The organism is Bradyrhizobium sp. AZCC 2262 (assembly GCF_036924535.1).
GTDB lineage: Bacteria > Pseudomonadota > Alphaproteobacteria > Rhizobiales > Xanthobacteraceae > Bradyrhizobium.
In genome coordinates, this window is sequence record NZ_JAZHRT010000001.1 from 1,649,925 (window position 1) to 1,666,674 (window position 16,750).

Sequence of the window (16,750 nt, forward strand, 5' to 3'; positions counted from 1 at the left end):
CGCACCGACGCCAGCAAGCGCGTTTCTGCCGTGCGGCGCGCCTTTGGGCAAGGGATTTACTATTTACGTAAGTCGTAAATGCTGCTAGCGGCTGGGATGCCGCAGCGAGCTTCATTTATTTGGCAGGATGCCGGGCAATCGCCTGGAAGCGCTCAAGGGCGATCGTGCTGGACAGTTTTCAATTCGGATAAGCGATCAATGGCGTATCTGCTTCGCATGGCCCGACGGGATGCCTGGCCCTGTCGAGGTAGAGATCGTCGACTATCATTGAGGGAACACCACCGTGCCTCGTACACCTATCCATCCCGGCGAACATCTTGCCGAAGAGTTGCGCGAACTTGGCTTGAGTGCTGCCGAGCTTTCGCGCCAGATTGACGTGCCGGTGAACCGGATCACGGGGATCATTCACGGCCAGCGCGGCATCACGGCCGACACGGCGCTGCGTCTTGGGCACTGGTTTGGCACCAGTCCGCAATTCTGGATGAACTTGCAGCAGAATTACGAGCTGCGTCTCGCCGAAAACCAGGTCGGTGCGAAGATCGCGGTATTGCCGCGTCGTGCCACCCGTCCGACATCTCGAAAGATTGGAAAAACGGCATGAGCCGTCGCGTCAAGAGACCTCTCCGCCCGGCGGGTGATCGCCCGAAGGGCGCGCGTCCCTATCGGGGCTCGGCAGCCGAGCGGCCGCAGTCGTTTCGTCCGGGCGGCAAGCCACCGGCGCGTTCTGCTGCGCCCCGCGCGGCGCGACCATCGTCGTTCGTTCCCGAGCCCGAGAAGATCGCGCCCGAGCCGCCGCCGCTGCCGACCAAGGTTCAGACCGTCGTGGTGACCGCGGACGAAAACAACATGCGCGTCGACCGCTTCCTCGAGGCGCGTTTTCCCGGCCTGTCGTTCTCCCACATCCAGCGCATCGTCCGGAAGGGCGAGCTGCGCGTCAACGGCAAGCGCGCCGACAGCAAGGATCGGCTGGAGGAAGGCCAGAGCGTTCGCATTCCGCCGCTGAAGCTCGACACGCCGAAAGGTGCGGGCCCACTCTCCGAAGCCGCCACCAAAACACTGCAGGCGCTCAAGGACATGATCCTCTTTGAGGACGCCGATGTCATGGTGCTGAACAAGCCCGCGGGCCTCGCCGTGCAGGGCGGCTCCGGCATCACGCGAAATGTCGACGACATGCTGGAAGTGATGCGCGATGCCAAGGGGCAGAAGCCGCGGCTGGTGCACCGGCTGGATCGGGAAACCTCGGGCTGCCTGCTGATTGCAAAGACGCGGTTTGCCGCAACCGCCTTGACCGGCTCGTTCCGTCACCGCTCGGCGCGCAAGATTTACTGGGCGCTGGTGGCCGGCGTGCCGAAGCCGAAGCAGGGCCGCATCTCGACCTACCTCGCCAAGGAGGAGAGCGAGGACGACAGCATCATGCGGGTGGCAAAACACGGCGACGAGGGCGCGAGCCACGCGGTGACCTACTATGCCGTGGTCGAGACCTCCGCCCAAAAACTCGCCTGGGTATCGCTGAAGCCGGTGACCGGGCGGACCCATCAATTGCGCGCCCACATGGCCCATATCGACCACGCCATCGTCGGCGATCCCAAATATTTCAACAAGGAGAACTGGGAGCTGCCGGGCGGCCTGCAGAACCGGCTGCATCTGCTGGCACGCCGGATCGTGATCCCGCATCCGCGTGGCGGCTTCATCGACGCGACCGCGCCGCTGCCGCCGCACATGCTGCAGTCCTGGAATCTGCTGGGGCTGGAGGCCGACCGGTTCGACCCGATCGAGAACGCGCCGGAGGAATAGCGGCCCGTCCAGCGGCGCCGGTTGCGCAACAACTGTCAAACCGGAAGCACAGGCATCGCGTAGGGTTCGGCTGTGTCATCCAGTTGAGGACTCCACATGATCGGAAATCTGCTCCGCGCCGCGCTCTTTCATGGCCTGCTTGCAGCGGCCGTCGGCATCGGCGCTACCGCCAATGCGCAGACGCTCGCGCTCGTGGGCGGCAAGGTTTACGCGTCGCCTGACGCCACGCCGCTCGACGATGCGGTCGTCGTCACGGCCAACGGCGTCATTGTCGCGATCGGCAGCCGCAGCGACGTGCAGATGCCATCCGATGCGCGCCTGATCGATTGCACCGGCAAGACGGTGGTAGCCGGCTTCTGGAACAGCCACGTTCATTTCACGGAAGCGGTTTGGAGGAACGCCGCCAGTGCACCGGCGGCTCCGCTCACGGCCCACATGCAGGAAATGCTGACGCGATGGGGTTTTACCACCGTGTGGAGTCTCGGGTCCGACCCCGACAACTCGATGGCATTGCGCCGTCGTGTCTATGCGGATGAGATCCTGGGTCCCAATATTTTCCTCGTCGGCAGCATTTTCCCCAGGGATGGCCGTCCTGCTTACTTGCCGGACGCGCGAATACCCGAGGCGGAAACGCCGGAGCGGGCGGCGGAGATGGCGCGGAACTATATGCGGATCGGCCTCGACGGCATCAAGCTGTTCACCGGCTCCTACAAGGGAGAAGACAAGCCGGTCGTGAACATGGATGCGGCCATTGCCAAGGCCGCGGTCGACGTCGCGCACGCGCAAGGCAAGCCGGTGTTCGCGCACCCCCAAAATACTGCCGGTATTGAAGCCGTGATTGCCGCCGGGGTCGATGTGATGGCGCACACGGTCGCCAGGCAGCCGGGCTATCCCGCCGAGCAGCTCGCGCGCTTCAAAGAGCAGGGAACGGCGCTGACGCCGACCTTGTCGCTGTTTGCGAAGCTGCCGCTGCCGCCCGAGATCGTTGGGCGCATCGTCGACAACATTGTCGGCCAGCTCAGGAGCTTCTCGGAAAACGGCAACACGGTTCTGTTCGGCACCGACGTCGGTTACATCCCGCTCTATGACACCACGCTCGAATACGAATTGATGCACCGGGCGCTTTCGGAACGGCAGGTGCTGGCCTCGCTGACGACGAATCCGGCGGGCTATTTCAAGGCCGCGAAGAAGGGCCGGGTCGAGAAGGGGTTTGACGCCGACCTCGTGGTGCTCGACGGCGATCCGCTCGCCGACGTCAAGAACCTCGCCAAGGTCGCCCACACCATCCGCGCGGGGAAGGTGATCTATCAGAAGCCCTGATGCCGGGGGAACCCGATATTCGCGTTTGCCGCCGTAACCCGGCTTCGCAGGAGTTCGCCGCAAACGCCTCATCGGCTTTATTTGCATTCACCGTTATCGTATTGTCAGAGCTGAATTTATCGCCGCCTGCGGGAAGCCGGACACGAGATGCGTGAACTATTCGATGAAGTCGCCGGACATTCTCCACTCGATCCGGAGGAGGCGGTGCGACGCGCCACGCGCACGCCCCAGCGCAAGCGCTTCTACAAGGAGGCCGGCACGGCCGCGGCGGAGGGTGGGTTTTCCGTTACGCTCGATGGCAAGCCGATCCGCACGCCCTCTGGCCGCCAGGTCGTGGCGCCGACCGGCGCCATCGCGGACGCGATCGCCGCCGAATGGAATGCGCAAGGCGAGACCATCGATCCCCTGACCATGCCGCTGACGCGCTTTGCCAACAGCGTCGCCGAGGTCGTCAACCGCGTCGATGCGGTGGCCGACGATGTCGCGAGATACCTCGGCTCGGATCTGCTGTTCTATCGCGCCGGCCATCCCGAGGCGCTGGTCGCGCGCGAAGCCTCGCATTGGGACCCGGTGCTGTCCTGGGCCGCGAACGACCTTGGCGCCCATTTCATCCTGTCCGAGGGGATCGTGCATGTCGCGCAGCCGGCGCAGGCGATCAGGGCCGCCCGTGGCGTGTTTCCGGTCGACCCCTGGTCGGTGGCCGCCCTGCATGTGGTGACGACCCTTACGGGCTCGGCATTGCTGGCGCTGGCGCTGCTGCACGGTGTCCGCGATCCCGATCAGGTCTGGACCGCCGCCCATGTCGATGAGGACTGGAACGCCGAAAAATGGGGCGTGGACGAGGAGGTGGCGGCCCGCCGGGCCGCCCGGCTGGTCGATTTCCGGGCCGCGGTGACCATTTTGGATGCCCTGAAGGCCTGAGCGCCACACCGCCGGTTAACGAGAGGTTTAGGACGCCGGGTTAGCCTCTAGCCTGGCCGAGACCTCAGATATGGCGATCTCAATCAATCCCGTTCTCCCGGTGCTATCAGCCCAAGAGGCTGGTGGCATTGCGCCCGAACTCGTGCTGCAGCCGGGGAGCGTGGTCAACGCGCAGGTCCTGAAAGTGCTGTCCGCCGATCTGGTGCGGATTGCGATCGCCAGCCTCTCGATCGACGTGGCCTCGGAAATTCCGTTGCAGCAGGGTCAGAACCTGCAGCTCGCGGTCATGCAGACCAAGGATGGCATTCGCCTCGCCGTAGTCGGGCAGGGCGGTGATGCCGCGGCCGATGCCGTGACGCTTTCACCCGATGCGCTGGCCGAAGCGGCAGCCAGTCGGCCGGCCATCGTGTCGCCGAAGAACGTGCTGACGCCACTGGAGCGCACAGCCGTCTCCACAGCCGCGCAAGCCGCGGTCACCGAACAGGACAGCCTGGCACCGTTGTTTGCCAATCTTGGCGCGGCGGTTTCCTCCACCAATCTGCCGCCGAAATTGCAGGCGGCGATCGCGCAGGTGCTGGCGCAACAGACCAGCCTCGATCAAAACCTCGACGGCGGCGATATCAAGACGGCGTTCCAGAAATCCGGAATCTTCTTCGAGGCGTCGCTGGCTGCAGGCTCGATCCCCCCGAGCGGCGTTCCCGACCTCAAGGCCGCGCTGATCGTGCTTCGCCAGACGCTGCAATCGGCGCTTGGCAGCAACGCAACAATCGCGACGCCGGCCGGCGCGCAACGAGCCGCGCCACCACAGGCCGCCGCCGCGAGCCTTGCGCCGTCTTCGTCGCCCAATCTCGATGTCCAGGAAATCCTTCTGCCGCAGGCGCGATTGCCCGCAACCGAGAGTCTTGCGCTGGCGGGACAAGCCGCTCGCAATCAGCTTGCGGGGGCGCTCGACGCCGGACCTTCGGCCGGTGCGACCTTGAACCTGCTGCAGGAGCTTGGCAACCCGCTGCGCGTAGCCGCCCCAACGAAAGACGTTCGTGGCGCGGACATGACCTTTCACACCAACACGCCGCCGCCGCCGATCCGCGGCGCGCTTCCGGCCGCCCAGCCGATTGCATCGCCGACGATCGCCCCGGATGCGCCGCTCGAGGCAACCGCGCATCATCTGCTCGATGACACCGATGCGGCCATCGCACGGCAAACCCTGCTGCAGGTGGCGTCCCTGCCGGACCGTATCGACACGTCGGCGAAGGCCGATATGACCGTGCCGCGCTGGAATTTCGAAATTCCGTTCGTGACCCCGCAGGGCACGGCAATGGCGCAGTTCGAGATTTCCCGCGATGGCGGTAGCGAGGCCGTCGAGGCGGCCAAGCGGGTGTGGCGGGCGCGGTTTTCGCTCGACGTCGAGCCAGCCGGTCCGGTTCACGCGCTGATCTCGCTCACCGGCGAAAAGACCTCGGTGCGGATCTGGGCGGAACGGCCTGCCACGGCGGAGCAACTGCGCGCCGGTGTATCCGACCTGAGCCAGGCGCTCAGCCGGGCCGAGCTTCAGCCCGGCGATATCGTGATCCGCGACGGCGCACCGACACAGGCCGAGCCGGCCGCCCGCGCCGGCCATTTTCTGGACCGCGCGCTATGAGCGTCGAGACCAGGAGCAGGCTTGCGGTCGCGCTGCACTATGACAAGACAGGCGCGCCGCGGGTCGTTGCCAAGGGCAAGGGCGTCATCGGCGCAAAGATCATCGAACTCGCCCGGGAACATGACATCCCGATCGAGGAGAATGAGCTGCTGGCCGGGGCCTTGTCCCATGTCGAAATCGGCGACGAGATTCCGCCGGATCTCTACAAGGCGGTCGCCGAGGTGCTGGTCTTCGTGCTGCGGCTGTCGGGCCGGATCCGCTGATAGCGTTTTCAAGCGAAAACCTGCCCGGACTTGATCCGGGGTGGAATCCGGTTCGCGTCAAGGAAACGCGTCATACGAAAAGCCCCCTTGTCATAGTTTTTCCACGATGCCATCAGCATCGTTTCGCCGTTCCTCAACCAGTTCGGACATAACCGTGATCAATCGCCGCCATGCGCTCGGTCTTCTCACAGCCGCGAGCATTCTTCCCAACCGTAGTTTCGCCAACGTCTCCTACCAGCGCAGCGAGTTTCGCGACGATCTGGCCAAGCGGTTTTTCGATCTCGGCACCACAGGCACCTTCGTCGGCTACAAGGTGGACGACTACCTGATCATCGCCAGCGACAAGGTGCGCTCGGGCGAGGGCAAGCTGCCGGCCTCGACCTTCAAGATTCCGAATTCGATCGTTGCGCTGGAGACCGGGGTGGTCGAGGACCCCGACAAGGACGTCTTCAAGTGGGACGGCGTGACGCGCGCTATCGAGGCCTGGAACAAGGATCACACGCTGCGCTCGGCGATCGCGGTATCCGCCGTGCCGGTCTATCAGGAAATCGCGCGCCGCATCGGGGCCGAGCGCATGCAGAAATATGTCGACCTGTTCGACTATGGCAACCACGACATCGGCGGCGGCATCGACCAGTTCTGGCTGACTGGCAATTTGCGCATCGATCCCGTCCAGCAGATCGATTTCGTCGACCGGCTGCGGCGCGGCGTGCTGCCGGTGTCCAAGCGCAGCCAGGAACTGACGCGCGACATCCTGCCGGTGACCAAGGTCGGCGACGCCACCATCCGCGCCAAGAGCGGCCTTCTGGGCGCCGAGCAAGGCAAGCCGTCATTGGGCTGGATGGTCGGCTGGGTCGAGAAGGGCAGCCAGCAGACCGTGTTCGCCATGAACATGGACTGCAAGGAGCAGAGCCACATCGCCGCCCGCATGGCGGTGGTGCAGCAATGCCTCGCCGATATCGTGGCGATTTGACGGACTGCCTTCGTCGGCGAATACCCGGATCATGACGACATCGCAGGTGGCTGCAACCGTGGCTCGGTTCCGTTTCTGGCGGAACCATGGAGCCATCGCGACGGGTGCAGATCCCGACGAAACACAGCTTTACGGCGAACTTCTCCCCGAGCTATAGAGACGGAGACACACACCTAAGGGAATATATTCCATGGATCGCTCGCCCCGTGTTGTCTGTGCTCTGTGTGACGCTGCCTCGTTTGTTCCCAAACTGACGGTCGACCGCGCCGGTGAGCGATTCTCGATCGTGGCGTGCGCGGATTGCGGCCACGTCTTTGTCGCCGATCCGCCAGCCGACACCGCGAACCACGTCGACATCAACAAGATTGATTGGGGCTTCCGCCCGCGGCACCACCAGATCAGGCGGTTAATCCTGTCCCGGTTGAAGCCCGGACAGCGGGTGCTGGAGATCGGCTGTGGCCGCGGCGAGGTCGGCTACCTGCTCCGGAACGATCCGCTTACATATGTCGGCTACGAACCGGCCACCGGGCTCTCGGATTTCGGCATCCGCGCCGGTGTCTCTATCGTGCAGGAGGTCTACGAAGGCGGAGCCAAAGCCGATGCCGTCGTGATCGACAACGTCCTGGAGCACGTTGCGCAGCCCCGGCAGTTACTCGAAACGGCCGCGGCATCGCTCAACCCCGGCGGCATCGTGATCGCGATCACGCCAAATGTGCACGACATTCGCGCGCTGTCTTCGGCCTGGCGCGCGCGGCATCTCTGGGTGCCGCCCGATCACATCAACTTTTTCTCGGAAAAGGACATCGCGAGCCTGTTCCGGTTCGCGCATCTGCAGCCAAAGCGCTTCCGCTTCTCGCCGCTCCGGCTGTCGGACTATCGCTTCTTCCCGCGCGCCGCAGCCGAAACAATCGGTCTTTCGATCTTCGGCCACAACGTCTACGCCACGGGTTGAAAAACATCCCGCCATCCTCCGGCGCTGCGTCGGCGGTACGCTACGAGCACAGCCAGATCGCCGCGCGCATGACGGTGAGGCAGCAATGCCTCGCCGACATCGTGGCTTATTAACGAGACTTAACTTGACGGGCCAGCTTGCGCCCGCGCAGGTTGACGCTGGCATGAGTCCGGCCAGCACCGCTGTCGGGCAGGGACGGTCAACGGAGCTTTGCATGCTGCATCGCCGCTCGGTTCTGCTCGCGGGCCCGGCGCTGCTGCTCGCGCGGGGAAGGGTGCAGGCCCAGTCATTGCAGGCCCAGTCAGTGCAAGCCCAGTCAACGCCCGAGCAGGACCTCGCCGCCATCCTCAGGGAGCGCGTGGATATTGCCCGCGACACCATGGGGATCGTCGCCGCGACGATCGACAGCGGCCGGCGCAGCGTCACCGTCTATGGGCAGTCCGGCTCCGATCGCCCGCTCGATGCCGACACCGTGTTCGAGATCGGTTCGATCACAAAAGTGCTCACCTCGCTGTTGTTGGCCGACATGGTGCTGCGGGGCGAGGTGGCGGCGGACGACCCTGCGGCCAAATTTCTGCCCGCCGGCGTCAAGATGCCGGATTTCGAGGGTGCGCCGATCACCTTGCTTGATCTTGCGACCTACACCTCAGGCCTGCCGCGGATGCCGTCCAATTTCGCGCCGAAGGATTGGGGCAATCCCTACATCGATTACACGGCCGAGCGGCTCTACGACTACCTGTCGAACCACAAGCTCGGCTTCAAGCCGGGCAAGCACTTCGAATACTCCAACCTCGGCTTCGGCCTGCTTGGCCATATCCTCGAGCTACGCGCCGGCAAAAGCTATGAAGACCTCGTTGTCTCGCGCATCTGCGCGCCGCTCGGCATGGACGATACCCGCATCACGCTCACAAGTTCGATGCGACAGCGCCTGGCGCAAGGCCACAACGCTGGCCTCGCGCCGGTCCCGAATTGGGATTTCTTGGCGCTTGCGGGCGCCGGCGCGTTTCGTTCAACGGCGAACGACCTGTTGAAGTTTCTTCAGATGTGTCTCGATCCCGCCGATCCGACGGTCGCTGCCGCGCTGAAGATGACGCTTTCCGAGCGCCGCCCGCGGATGGATCAGCGCGACGTGGGCCTCGGCTGGTTCGTCTCCCAGCGGTTCGGCGACGAACTGATCTGGAAGAGCGGCGGCACCGGGGGTTATGCGACCTTCATCGGCTACTCGACCAAGACCCGGCGAAACTGCGTCCTGCTCTCCAATGCGGCCGACTATGACGCCCATATCGCGCTTGGCACGCATCTGGTCAACGCGGCATACCCGCCCCCAAAACTTCACCGCGAGGTGCCAGTCGATCCGGCGGTGCTCGCCACCTATGCCGGCCGCTACGAAATATCGCCGACCTTCATCCTGACGGTGCGCCCCGATGGCAAGCGCCTGTACATTCAGGCAACGGCGCAGCCCGAGTTCGAGGTCTATGCCGAGAGCGAGGCCGAATTTTTCTATCGCGTGGTCGACGCGCAGGTCAGCTTCGTCCGGCCGCCTGAAGGCGGCGTGGCGCCGTCGCTGACGCTGCATCAGAACGGCAAGAACATGCTGGGCAAGCGGCTGCCGTAAGCTGGATCGCCGTATGCCGGATCGCCTCGCCGAGATCGCTAACGCCGGCTCAGCGCCAGCGAGACGGACGTAATGCTGCCGCCCTGCGGTTGGATGGACACCGTCTGCCGTCCGCCGCGTGTCGTCAGCGACAGGTGAGCCGAAAAGCTGTCGCCTCTTGCGGCAGCCTCGACGTGATCGCCGGCGGCGCGGCCGGAAAGGGTGCCGGAAGCGTTGCGGCTGGCCTCGCTCCATGAGCCGGAGATCTCGCCGCCGCGGTATTCGACCTCGCTTGCGAGATCGAAATTGAAGCTCGCGCTGGCACACCTCAGATTGAGCCGAAGCTGCTCGCCGCGCCCGGCGACATCATACGCCGCGCGGCAACGCAATTGCTCCTGCTGGCCGTCGGCGGTGCTGAGCACGCCGCCACCCGACCATGTGCCCGCCATGGCATTGAAAGGCGAGGCAGGTGCGGCCAGCGCCGCGCTGCCGGCCAGCGATAGCGATGCGAACAGCAAGGCTGTCCGCGTGAGATTGGATCCAGACATCTTGATTGTCTCCATTCGGTTTGGCAATCAACGCCAAGACCGCAAATGGGTTCGTCGGTTCCAAGGTTCTACCCCGTCGCTATCACAATTTGAGCAATACCTGCAGGAAGTCGCTCACGGCTTTGCGAGCTTCGATTGCGGTGGCCGGATTGCCGCCGACATGCGGATTGAGCGCGATGCAGGTATCCTTGTAGGTGAAGGGCGCCTGCGTATCGGTGTTCATGAGAACGCCGCCTTCGCCCTCCTTGAGGCGGCAATTGCGTGCGGATTGGGCATTGGTCGATACGGCGACCGTGCTGAGGCCGAGCAGGCCGGCATCAAAACCATGCTCGGAGTCCGGATATTCCGTCAGCACCACGTCGCGTTTCGCTTCCTGCAGGCGGGCGAGATAGGCCTTGCAGGTTGCGACCGGGTTATAGTCGTCGGGTGTGCCGTGGTAGATCCGGATCGGACGCGCCACGGTCTCGGTGTCGGTGGCATAGCTGGTCGAGCAATCCGGATAGAACGGAATGTAGGCGGCGAACTGCGCGCCGGACTTGTTCCAGAGTTTTTGGAAGCGTTCGAGGCTGGCGTAGAGCGCGGCCTGTCCGCCGCGCGAAAATCCCATCAGCACGATGCGGTCGGGATCGACGCGCGGATGCCTGGCGAGGATTTCCAGCGAGCGATAGATATCGACAATGAAATTGAGCCGGCCGAGCAGCGCCTGGTTGGGGCCGACCGCCGTCAGCCCACGGCCGCTGAAGCCGTCGATCACGAAGGTCGAAATCCCCATCGCATTGAAGTGACGCACCCACGGGTCCATGCCGGCGCCGACGCCACTCGACCCATGCATCAGCACCACGACCGGGAGTTTTCCGCTGCCCTGCGCGATGCGGAATTCGCCGGCGACGGTGACCTCTTTGCCGTTGGTATCTCCGGTCAGAAATTGCTGGTCGGAAATCGTCAGCGACGGGATCGCGTAGATTTCGGTGCGCGCCGCGACGTCCTTTGGCATCGACTGCGCATTGGTCTCGATGCAGGTGATCAATAATCCCGTGCAAAAAATCGCGGCCGCAGCCGTGACGCGCCAATCCATCAGCATCGCTCCCCCAAAATGTTTTTTCGTTATCTGCGGACTAGATCAAGCAGGCGGCGGACTGTCAATTTGCTGCGCCGGTCCCTCGATGTGTCCTGCCTTGCGGGAGCCCTGGAAACCGGGGAATATCCGATGCAGTTCGAGGGACACATGGCAATCATTTCAAGGGGAGCAGGCGTCGCTTTGCTGCTGGTCGGACTAGCCCTGCTGCCGGGAAACACGCGCGCTGCCGAGCCGTCTTACGACGATTATGTCGCGCAGGTGAAAGCCGGCAAGATCGAGATCGACTACACGGCGTTTCGTCTTGCGTATGCCGCCAGTTCAAAATACGCGCCTTACGGCGTCGTCGAAATCGCGAGCAAGCTGAAGAAGGCCTACGACGCCGGCGATTGCCCATCAGCGATGGCGCACGCGAACGAGGTGCTTGAGGTCAACTTCGTTCATATGGACGCCCACAAGATTGCGGCCTTCTGCCAGAAGAAGGCGGGTAACGAGGAGGAGGCGCGGCGGCATTATGCGATGTTCCTGGGGCTGTTCAGTTCCGTGCTCAAGTCGGGTGACGGAAAGAGCCCGGAAACCGCCTTCGTTCGTCATCGCAGTCGACGAAGAGTACAGTGTGTTGGAGACCGCGGCGCTGACGCCGGTCAAGCAGGCACTGGTGAACCACGGGGGATCCGCCTTCGACCGGTTCGAGGTCAAGTTGCCGGAATCAGACCGAACGGTAACGCTCTTTTTCAACGTCGACCGCCCGCACGCGCAATTGGCGCGAACGTTACAGAAGAAGCAGTAGACGATCACGCGATAGCGGCGCTCTGTTCGCTTGAGTAGCGCTACGGCCTGCCTACACCGGGCCCTGCGGCTTCCCGATCCGCCCCATATGGGTGAAGCCGAATCCGCTCTCATATTTCAGGCCGTAGCCGAGCGCGCGGTCGAAGCCGATATGGGCCAGCCAGATCATGGCGATCGAAAGGATGAGCGGCGAGGCGGTGCCAAAGCCGGTCGTCATCATCGCCATCGGCGCGAGATAGCTGTGGGCTGCGTTGTAGATGAGGGCGCCGAAACGCGGTCCCGACAGGTAGGCCGCAAAGCTGAGATCGGGTACGAAGAACAGCAGGCCGTAGACCCACCAGTCGCCGTCCCAGATATAATAAAGCAGCGTCATACCGATAAAGAGCGCTAATCCCTCCAGCCGCAGCAACGTGCGCACACCCCCTGTAACAGCGCCCGAGGTGTCGGCGCTTGCGGTATCGGTCATTCCATTCCCCATAGTCAGGATGCGGATATAGGGGGCGCCAGGCGGCGGTACCAGAGGCCGGAAGGGGTGTTTCCGGTTCCGAAAAGGCCGTGTTAGAAGGCCCATAAATCGACACCAAAGGCGGGCGGAAGCAGCATGAAGGATATCCTGGACACCCTCGAAGAACGGCGCGCCGGCGCCAAGCTCGGCGGCGGCGAAAAGCGCATCGAGGCGCAGCACGCCCGCGGAAAATTGACCGCGCGGGAGCGCATCGAGCTCTTGCTCGACAAGGGCTCGTTCGAGGAATTCGACATGTTCGTCGAGCACCGCTCGACCGAATTCGGCATGGAGAAGTCAAAAGTGCCGGGCGACGGCGTCGTCACCGGCTGGGGCACGGTGAACGGCCGCAAGACCTTTGTCTTCGCCAAGGATTTTACCGTGTTCGGCGGCTCGCTGTCGGAAACCCACGCGCTGAAAATCACAAAACTGCAGGACATGGCGATGAAGGCGAGGGCGCCGATCATCGGCCTCTATGACGCCGGCGGCGCGCGCATCCAGGAGGGTGTGGCGGCGCTCGCGGGCTATTCCTATGTGTTCCGCCGCAACGTCATTGCCTCGGGCGTGATCCCGCAGATCTCGGTCATCATGGGCCCGTGCGCCGGCGGCGACGTCTATTCGCCGGCGATGACCGACTTCATCTTCATGGTGAAGAACACCTCTTACATGTTCGTCACTGGCCCCGACGTGGTGAAGACCGTCACCAACGAGGTGGTCACGGCCGAAGAACTCGGCGGCGCCTCGGTGCACGCCACGCGCTCCTCGATCGCGGACGGCGCGTTCGAGAACGACGTCGAGACGCTGCTGCAGATGCGCCGGCTGATCGACTTCCTGCCGTCCAACAATGCCGACGGCGTGCCGGAATGGCCGAGCTTTGACGACATCGAGCGGGTGGACATGTCGCTGGACACGCTGATCCCCGACAATCCGAACAAGCCCTATGACATGAAGGAGCTGATCAGTAAGGTCGTGGACGAGGGCGACTTCTTCGAAATCTCGGAAACCTTTGCCCGCAACATCGTCACCGGCTTCGGCCGCATCGCCGGCCGCACCGTCGGCTTCGTCGCCAACCAGCCGATGGTGCTGGCGGGCGTGCTCGACAGCGACGCCTCACGCAAGGCCGCGCGTTTCGTCCGTTTTTGTGATGCCTTCAATATCCCGATCGTGACGTTCGTCGACGTGCCGGGCTTCCTGCCGGGCACCGCGCAAGAGTATGGCGGTCTGATCAAGCACGGCGCGAAGCTCTTGTTCGCCTATTCGCAATGCACGGTGCCGCTCGTCACCATCATCACCCGCAAAGCCTATGGCGGCGCCTTCGACGTCATGGCCTCAAAGGAAATCGGCGCCGACATGAACTACGCCTGGCCGACCGCGCAGATCGCCGTGATGGGCGCCAAGGGTGCGGTCGAAATCATCTTCCGCAGCGACATGAACGACCCCAAGGCGATCGCCAAGCGCACCAAGGAATACGAAGACCGCTTCCTGTCCCCGTTCATCGCCGCCGAGCGCGGCTATATCGACGACGTCATCATGCCGCATTCGACACGGAAGCGGATCGCCCGCGCGCTGGCGATGCTGAAAGACAAGAAGGTCGAGATGCCGGCGAAGAAGCACGACAATTTGCCGTTGTGAGGCGGTGCGTGGTGTATAGGGTGGGTTAGCCGAAGGCGTTCGTGGGGACTTAGCACACGCGGCAATATCCCCAAGATGCGCAACAGCTGCCAGCCGCGCAGCCGACCGCACAGCCGACTGCGCAGGCACGGACCGCGCAGCCACGGCAGCCACGGCAGCCACGAGCCGCGCATCCACGGCAGCCACGGGCCGCGCAGCCACGGCAGCCACCAGCGCGGGCTAGCTGCACGCCGCTGCCAACGTTTTCCTTATCGAGGAGATGGAACGTGGCGAGACTGACGTCGGCCATTTCCTCTTCGCTAAGAACGAAGCGCTGATTGGACGGGGTATTGTCAAATTGCGCGATATCAGCAGCGGGCATCGTGGATGCTGATGTGCTACCCAGCAGTGAAAAACCCAGTCCGGTGGCACCCAGCACCGTCACGGCGGCGGCTTTGGTTGTGTTTTTCTGCTTCGAAGCTTGCTTGACCCGTGGCATGGTCTGCATCCTCCGTAAGTTCTTATGATGATGCTTGAGGTAGCAAGTGTGCGCTCTGCAAGTCCGGCGCGCAAGGATTACCTGCGCGATAAGATGCGAACCGCCCCATCGAGTCCCCATTCATCTTCATGAACGAGATCGCCTTGATCATCGGACGATCCGAAAAAGAAATCTATTTAGCTTCGCTCACCCTACTAAGCTGAGCCTCACTCCATCGCAAACTCAGCGCGCTAAGCAGCCTTCTGCTTCTTGAAGGCTTCCTCCGCGCGCTTCTTCAATTCCGCTGGCGTGACGTCTTCGATGTGGGTGCCGAAGAACCAGCTGTTGCCGGCGGCATCCTTCACGCCGCCGCTGCGATCGCCATAGAATTGATCCGCTGGTTCCATGATCGAGGTGGCGCCTGCCTTGATTGCCTTTTGATAGGCGGCATCGACATCGGGCACGTAGAGATACAGCATGACGGGCATGGCCTTGGCGTGCTCGGAGGCGTCCGAGATCATCACCATCGAATCTCCGACCTTGAGCGTCGCATGCATGATCGTGCCGTCCGGCCGCAAGGTCGGCTCATGGTCATGCTGGGCGCCCAGCGCCTGTTCCATGAAGCTGATCGTCTTTTTCGCGCCCTCGACGATGAGGTAAGGTGTCACGGTGTGAAACCCTTTCGGGATCGGTTTTACTTTCGCAGCCATGGCAGTCTCCTGTGGCGTTGAACGAACCGAAATAACGCGGCACGGCCAAATCGGGTTGCCGCAGCCGGGAGCAAAATTATCGTCGCGAAATGTGACAGGTCGGAGCCGACGATCTGCGGCAAGGGTTCCCATGCGTGTCTGCACGATGACACGCATTAAGTCCGGCCACTAATGGCTGAATGAAAAACCCGGACGACGGCATCGAGCCCAGGACGGACCTTAATCAGCCGCCCGGTGGCTTGCCGGTGTTAACCGCCAATTGAGCGTCGAAAGCCCGCTTGTAGGCGGGCCGCGCTTCGCCGCGGGCGACATAGGCGGCAAGGCTCGGATATTCGTTCAGGAGGCCCGATGGTTTCAACCTGAGCAGCACCGACACCATCATCAGGTCGCCCGCGCTGAACCCACCATCGAGCCAATCGGCACTGCCAAGGCGAGCGGCGAGTTGCTTCAACCGCTCGCAGACGCGATTCTCGACCAGAGGCAGGCGCTCCTTGGTCCACGGCCTGTCGCCCTCGAAAATCTTGGCGGTTACGAGTTCGAGGATCGGCGGCTCCACCGTGTTGAGCGCGGCAAACATCCACGTGATCGCGCGCGCCCGCGCATCGGCATCGTCAGGCAGCAGGCCCGCATGCCGCTCGGCGATATGGAATACGATCGACCCTGTCTCGAACAGGGCGAGATCGCTTTCCTCGTAGGTCGGAATCTGGCCGAAAGGATGCAGCGCCAGATGTGCAGGTTCCTTCATCGCTCGAAACGAAACCAGGCGAACCCCGTAGGGCTGGCCCACTTCTTCAAGCGCCCAGCGAACGCGCGTATCACGCGCCAGTCCCATGCCGCCATCGGGTGACCGCTCAAAGGCAGTAATGATGATGGTCATCGTGAGGCTCCTTCGAAAATCATCGGCTCTAACCCGCCCTAGAGTCTGCCGCAGCGAAATGCGCCATCTGGTCTGCGTGCGCCTTCACGAAAGCCGGGCGGGCCGTGGCGCGCGCGACGTAGTCGCGGCAGGCGGGATGGCCCGCCAGCCCGTCGAAGCGATCGACGGGGCGCAGCACATCCGCCATCAGGATGTCGGCGACGGAGAAGGACCCCGCCAGCCATTCGCGTCCTGCCAACACCGCCTCCAGGTGCTTGAGCCGGATCTTGAGGAACTCGTCCAAAAACTTCGATGCCGGCTCGCCGGTGAACTTGAACATGGACCAGGGCAGGCTCGCCATCTCGACGGAATTGAGGGCGGCGAACACCCATTCCATCGCCTTGCTGCGGCCGCGCGGATCGGTCGGCATCAGCGCCGCACTTAGTTGCCCGAGGTGAAGCAGGATCGCGCCGCTCTCGAAGATCGAGAGGTCGCCATCGGTCAACCACGGCACCTGGCCGAAGGGCTGGTGCGCGAAATGCTCAGGCTTTCGATCGCCAAACGGCACGCTCGCGACGCGATAGGGCAGGCCGGCCTCTTCCAGCGCCCAGCGCACACGCAGATCGCGTACAAGACCCCGCGGCAGTTCGGGAACCCAATCGAAGGTGGTCAGAGTCAGGCCGGCCATCCGGTTTCTCCATGTGCTGGTTCAAGCAAAGGACGGG

The 16,750-nt window shown here is 63.4% G+C and carries 18 protein-coding genes and 1 pseudogene; 12 read left to right on the plus strand and 7 right to left on the minus strand.

Annotation, left to right across the window (positions count from 1 at the left end):
* Positions 1 to 130: 130 nt before the first annotated feature.
* The 10 genes and pseudogenes from V1283_RS07775 to V1283_RS07820 all read left to right on the plus strand — a co-directional run.
* A pseudogene (locus tag V1283_RS07775) lies at positions 131 to 271 on the plus strand (type II toxin-antitoxin system RelE/ParE family toxin); the annotation flags it as partial.
* Between the two features lie 12 nt (positions 272 to 283).
* Positions 284 to 601: a HigA family addiction module antitoxin gene (locus V1283_RS07780; RefSeq protein ID WP_334385836.1), complete on the plus strand. Its 318-nt coding sequence runs from the start codon at positions 284 to 286 to the stop codon at positions 599 to 601.
* On the plus strand, positions 598 to 1,794 hold the full coding sequence (locus tag V1283_RS07785) for an RluA family pseudouridine synthase (RefSeq protein WP_334385838.1): 1,197 nt from the start codon (positions 598 to 600) through the stop codon (positions 1,792 to 1,794). Before V1283_RS07780 ends, V1283_RS07785 begins: the two co-directional genes overlap by 4 nt.
* Positions 1,795 to 1,890: 96 nt before the next feature.
* Positions 1,891 to 3,114 (plus strand): amidohydrolase family protein, encoded by a 1,224-nt coding sequence (locus V1283_RS07790; RefSeq protein WP_334385839.1) that lies wholly within the window; start codon positions 1,891 to 1,893, stop codon positions 3,112 to 3,114.
* A gap of 147 nt (positions 3,115 to 3,261) precedes the next feature.
* Positions 3,262 to 4,035: an ATP12 family chaperone protein gene (locus V1283_RS07795; protein WP_334385840.1), complete on the plus strand. Its 774-nt coding sequence runs from the start codon at positions 3,262 to 3,264 to the stop codon at positions 4,033 to 4,035.
* Positions 4,036 to 4,105: 70 nt separating this feature from the next.
* Positions 4,106 to 5,674, plus strand: a complete 1,569-nt coding sequence (fliK, locus tag V1283_RS07800; protein WP_334385841.1) for a flagellar hook-length control protein FliK — start codon at positions 4,106 to 4,108, stop codon at positions 5,672 to 5,674.
* On the plus strand, positions 5,671 to 5,937 hold the full coding sequence (locus V1283_RS07805; protein ID WP_334385842.1) for an EscU/YscU/HrcU family type III secretion system export apparatus switch protein: 267 nt from the start codon (positions 5,671 to 5,673) through the stop codon (positions 5,935 to 5,937). Before fliK ends, V1283_RS07805 begins: the two co-directional genes overlap by 4 nt.
* Before the next feature lie 106 nt (positions 5,938 to 6,043).
* A complete protein-coding gene (gene blaOXA / locus V1283_RS07810) occupies positions 6,044 to 6,910 on the plus strand; it encodes a class D beta-lactamase (RefSeq protein ID WP_442895710.1) in 867 nt (288 codons plus the stop codon).
* A 190-nt stretch (positions 6,911 to 7,100) separates the two neighbouring features.
* Positions 7,101 to 7,862 carry a class I SAM-dependent methyltransferase gene (locus V1283_RS07815; protein WP_334385844.1) on the plus strand — a complete coding sequence of 254 codons (762 nt, stop codon included), beginning with the start codon at positions 7,101 to 7,103 and terminating at the stop codon, positions 7,860 to 7,862.
* Positions 7,863 to 8,076: 214 nt separating this feature from the next.
* On the plus strand, positions 8,077 to 9,477 hold the full coding sequence (locus tag V1283_RS07820; RefSeq protein WP_334385845.1) for a serine hydrolase: 1,401 nt from the start codon (positions 8,077 to 8,079) through the stop codon (positions 9,475 to 9,477).
* Between the two features lie 38 nt (positions 9,478 to 9,515).
* On the opposite strand, the gene V1283_RS07825 is transcribed toward V1283_RS07820, so the two are convergent.
* Both V1283_RS07825 and V1283_RS07830 read right to left on the minus strand, forming a co-directional pair.
* Positions 9,516 to 10,004 (minus strand): hypothetical protein, encoded by a 489-nt coding sequence (locus V1283_RS07825; RefSeq protein ID WP_334385846.1) that lies wholly within the window; start codon positions 10,002 to 10,004, stop codon positions 9,516 to 9,518.
* An 82-nt stretch (positions 10,005 to 10,086) separates the two neighbouring features.
* A complete protein-coding gene (locus V1283_RS07830; RefSeq protein ID WP_334385847.1) occupies positions 10,087 to 11,079 on the minus strand; it encodes a dienelactone hydrolase family protein in 993 nt (330 codons plus the stop codon).
* Between the two features lie 132 nt (positions 11,080 to 11,211).
* Here V1283_RS07830 and V1283_RS07835 point away from each other — a divergent pair, with 132 nt between their 5' ends.
* Positions 11,212 to 11,907 (plus strand): DUF4919 domain-containing protein, encoded by a 696-nt coding sequence (locus tag V1283_RS07835; RefSeq protein ID WP_334385848.1) that lies wholly within the window; start codon positions 11,212 to 11,214, stop codon positions 11,905 to 11,907.
* A 13-nt stretch (positions 11,908 to 11,920) separates the two neighbouring features.
* Here the strand turns inward: V1283_RS07835 and V1283_RS07840 are convergent, their stop codons facing one another.
* A complete protein-coding gene (locus V1283_RS07840) occupies positions 11,921 to 12,334 on the minus strand; it encodes a DUF4260 domain-containing protein (RefSeq protein WP_334385849.1) in 414 nt (137 codons plus the stop codon).
* A gap of 135 nt (positions 12,335 to 12,469) precedes the next feature.
* Here V1283_RS07840 and V1283_RS07845 point away from each other — a divergent pair, with 135 nt between their 5' ends.
* On the plus strand, positions 12,470 to 14,002 hold the full coding sequence (locus tag V1283_RS07845) for an acyl-CoA carboxylase subunit beta (protein WP_334385850.1): 1,533 nt from the start codon (positions 12,470 to 12,472) through the stop codon (positions 14,000 to 14,002).
* Positions 14,003 to 14,051: 49 nt separating this feature from the next.
* Here the strand turns inward: V1283_RS07845 and V1283_RS07850 are convergent, their stop codons facing one another.
* The 4 genes from V1283_RS07850 to V1283_RS07865 all read right to left on the minus strand — a co-directional run bounded on the left by V1283_RS07850 (position 14,052) and on the right by V1283_RS07865 (position 16,713).
* Complete coding sequence (locus V1283_RS07850) at positions 14,052 to 14,480, minus strand: hypothetical protein (protein ID WP_334385851.1); 429 nt, start codon at positions 14,478 to 14,480, stop codon at positions 14,052 to 14,054.
* A gap of 230 nt (positions 14,481 to 14,710) precedes the next feature.
* On the minus strand, positions 14,711 to 15,169 hold the full coding sequence (locus V1283_RS07855) for a VOC family protein (RefSeq protein ID WP_334385852.1): 459 nt from the start codon (positions 15,167 to 15,169) through the stop codon (positions 14,711 to 14,713).
* Positions 15,170 to 15,392: 223 nt separating this feature from the next.
* Positions 15,393 to 16,046 (minus strand): glutathione S-transferase family protein, encoded by a 654-nt coding sequence (locus V1283_RS07860; protein ID WP_334385853.1) that lies wholly within the window; start codon positions 16,044 to 16,046, stop codon positions 15,393 to 15,395.
* 28 nt (positions 16,047 to 16,074) lie between these two features.
* The gene (locus tag V1283_RS07865) at positions 16,075 to 16,713 is read right to left on the minus strand and encodes a glutathione S-transferase family protein (RefSeq protein ID WP_334385854.1); all 639 of its coding nucleotides are present in this window, start codon (positions 16,711 to 16,713) and stop codon (positions 16,075 to 16,077) included.
* Positions 16,714 to 16,750: the final 37 nt, after the last annotated feature.

Coding starts and splice junctions, on each gene's coding strand:
- V1283_RS07805 (WP_334385842.1), top strand. CDS start 5,671: ATGAGCGTCGAGACCAGGAGCAGGCTTGCGGTCGCGCTGCACTATGAC.
- V1283_RS07835 (WP_334385848.1), top strand. CDS start 11,212: ATGCAGTTCGAGGGACACATGGCAATCATTTCAAGGGGAGCAGGCGTC.
- V1283_RS07795 (WP_334385840.1), top strand. CDS start 3,262: ATGCGTGAACTATTCGATGAAGTCGCCGGACATTCTCCACTCGATCCG.
- V1283_RS07825 (WP_334385846.1), bottom strand. CDS start 10,004: ATGTCTGGATCCAATCTCACGCGGACAGCCTTGCTGTTCGCATCGCTA.
- V1283_RS07820 (WP_334385845.1), top strand. CDS start 8,077: ATGCTGCATCGCCGCTCGGTTCTGCTCGCGGGCCCGGCGCTGCTGCTC.
- V1283_RS07850 (WP_334385851.1), bottom strand. CDS start 14,480: ATGCCACGGGTCAAGCAAGCTTCGAAGCAGAAAAACACAACCAAAGCC.
- blaOXA (WP_442895710.1), top strand. CDS start 6,044: ATGCCATCAGCATCGTTTCGCCGTTCCTCAACCAGTTCGGACATAACC.
- V1283_RS07865 (WP_334385854.1), bottom strand. CDS start 16,713: ATGGCCGGCCTGACTCTGACCACCTTCGATTGGGTTCCCGAACTGCCG.
- V1283_RS07860 (WP_334385853.1), bottom strand. CDS start 16,046: ATGACCATCATCATTACTGCCTTTGAGCGGTCACCCGATGGCGGCATG.
- V1283_RS07785 (WP_334385838.1), top strand. CDS start 598: ATGAGCCGTCGCGTCAAGAGACCTCTCCGCCCGGCGGGTGATCGCCCG.
- V1283_RS07845 (WP_334385850.1), top strand. CDS start 12,470: ATGAAGGATATCCTGGACACCCTCGAAGAACGGCGCGCCGGCGCCAAG.
- V1283_RS07855 (WP_334385852.1), bottom strand. CDS start 15,169: ATGGCTGCGAAAGTAAAACCGATCCCGAAAGGGTTTCACACCGTGACA.
- V1283_RS07840 (WP_334385849.1), bottom strand. CDS start 12,334: ATGACCGATACCGCAAGCGCCGACACCTCGGGCGCTGTTACAGGGGGT.
- V1283_RS07790 (WP_334385839.1), top strand. CDS start 1,891: ATGATCGGAAATCTGCTCCGCGCCGCGCTCTTTCATGGCCTGCTTGCA.
- V1283_RS07815 (WP_334385844.1), top strand. CDS start 7,101: ATGGATCGCTCGCCCCGTGTTGTCTGTGCTCTGTGTGACGCTGCCTCG.
- fliK (WP_334385841.1), top strand. CDS start 4,106: ATGGCGATCTCAATCAATCCCGTTCTCCCGGTGCTATCAGCCCAAGAG.
- V1283_RS07830 (WP_334385847.1), bottom strand. CDS start 11,079: ATGGATTGGCGCGTCACGGCTGCGGCCGCGATTTTTTGCACGGGATTA.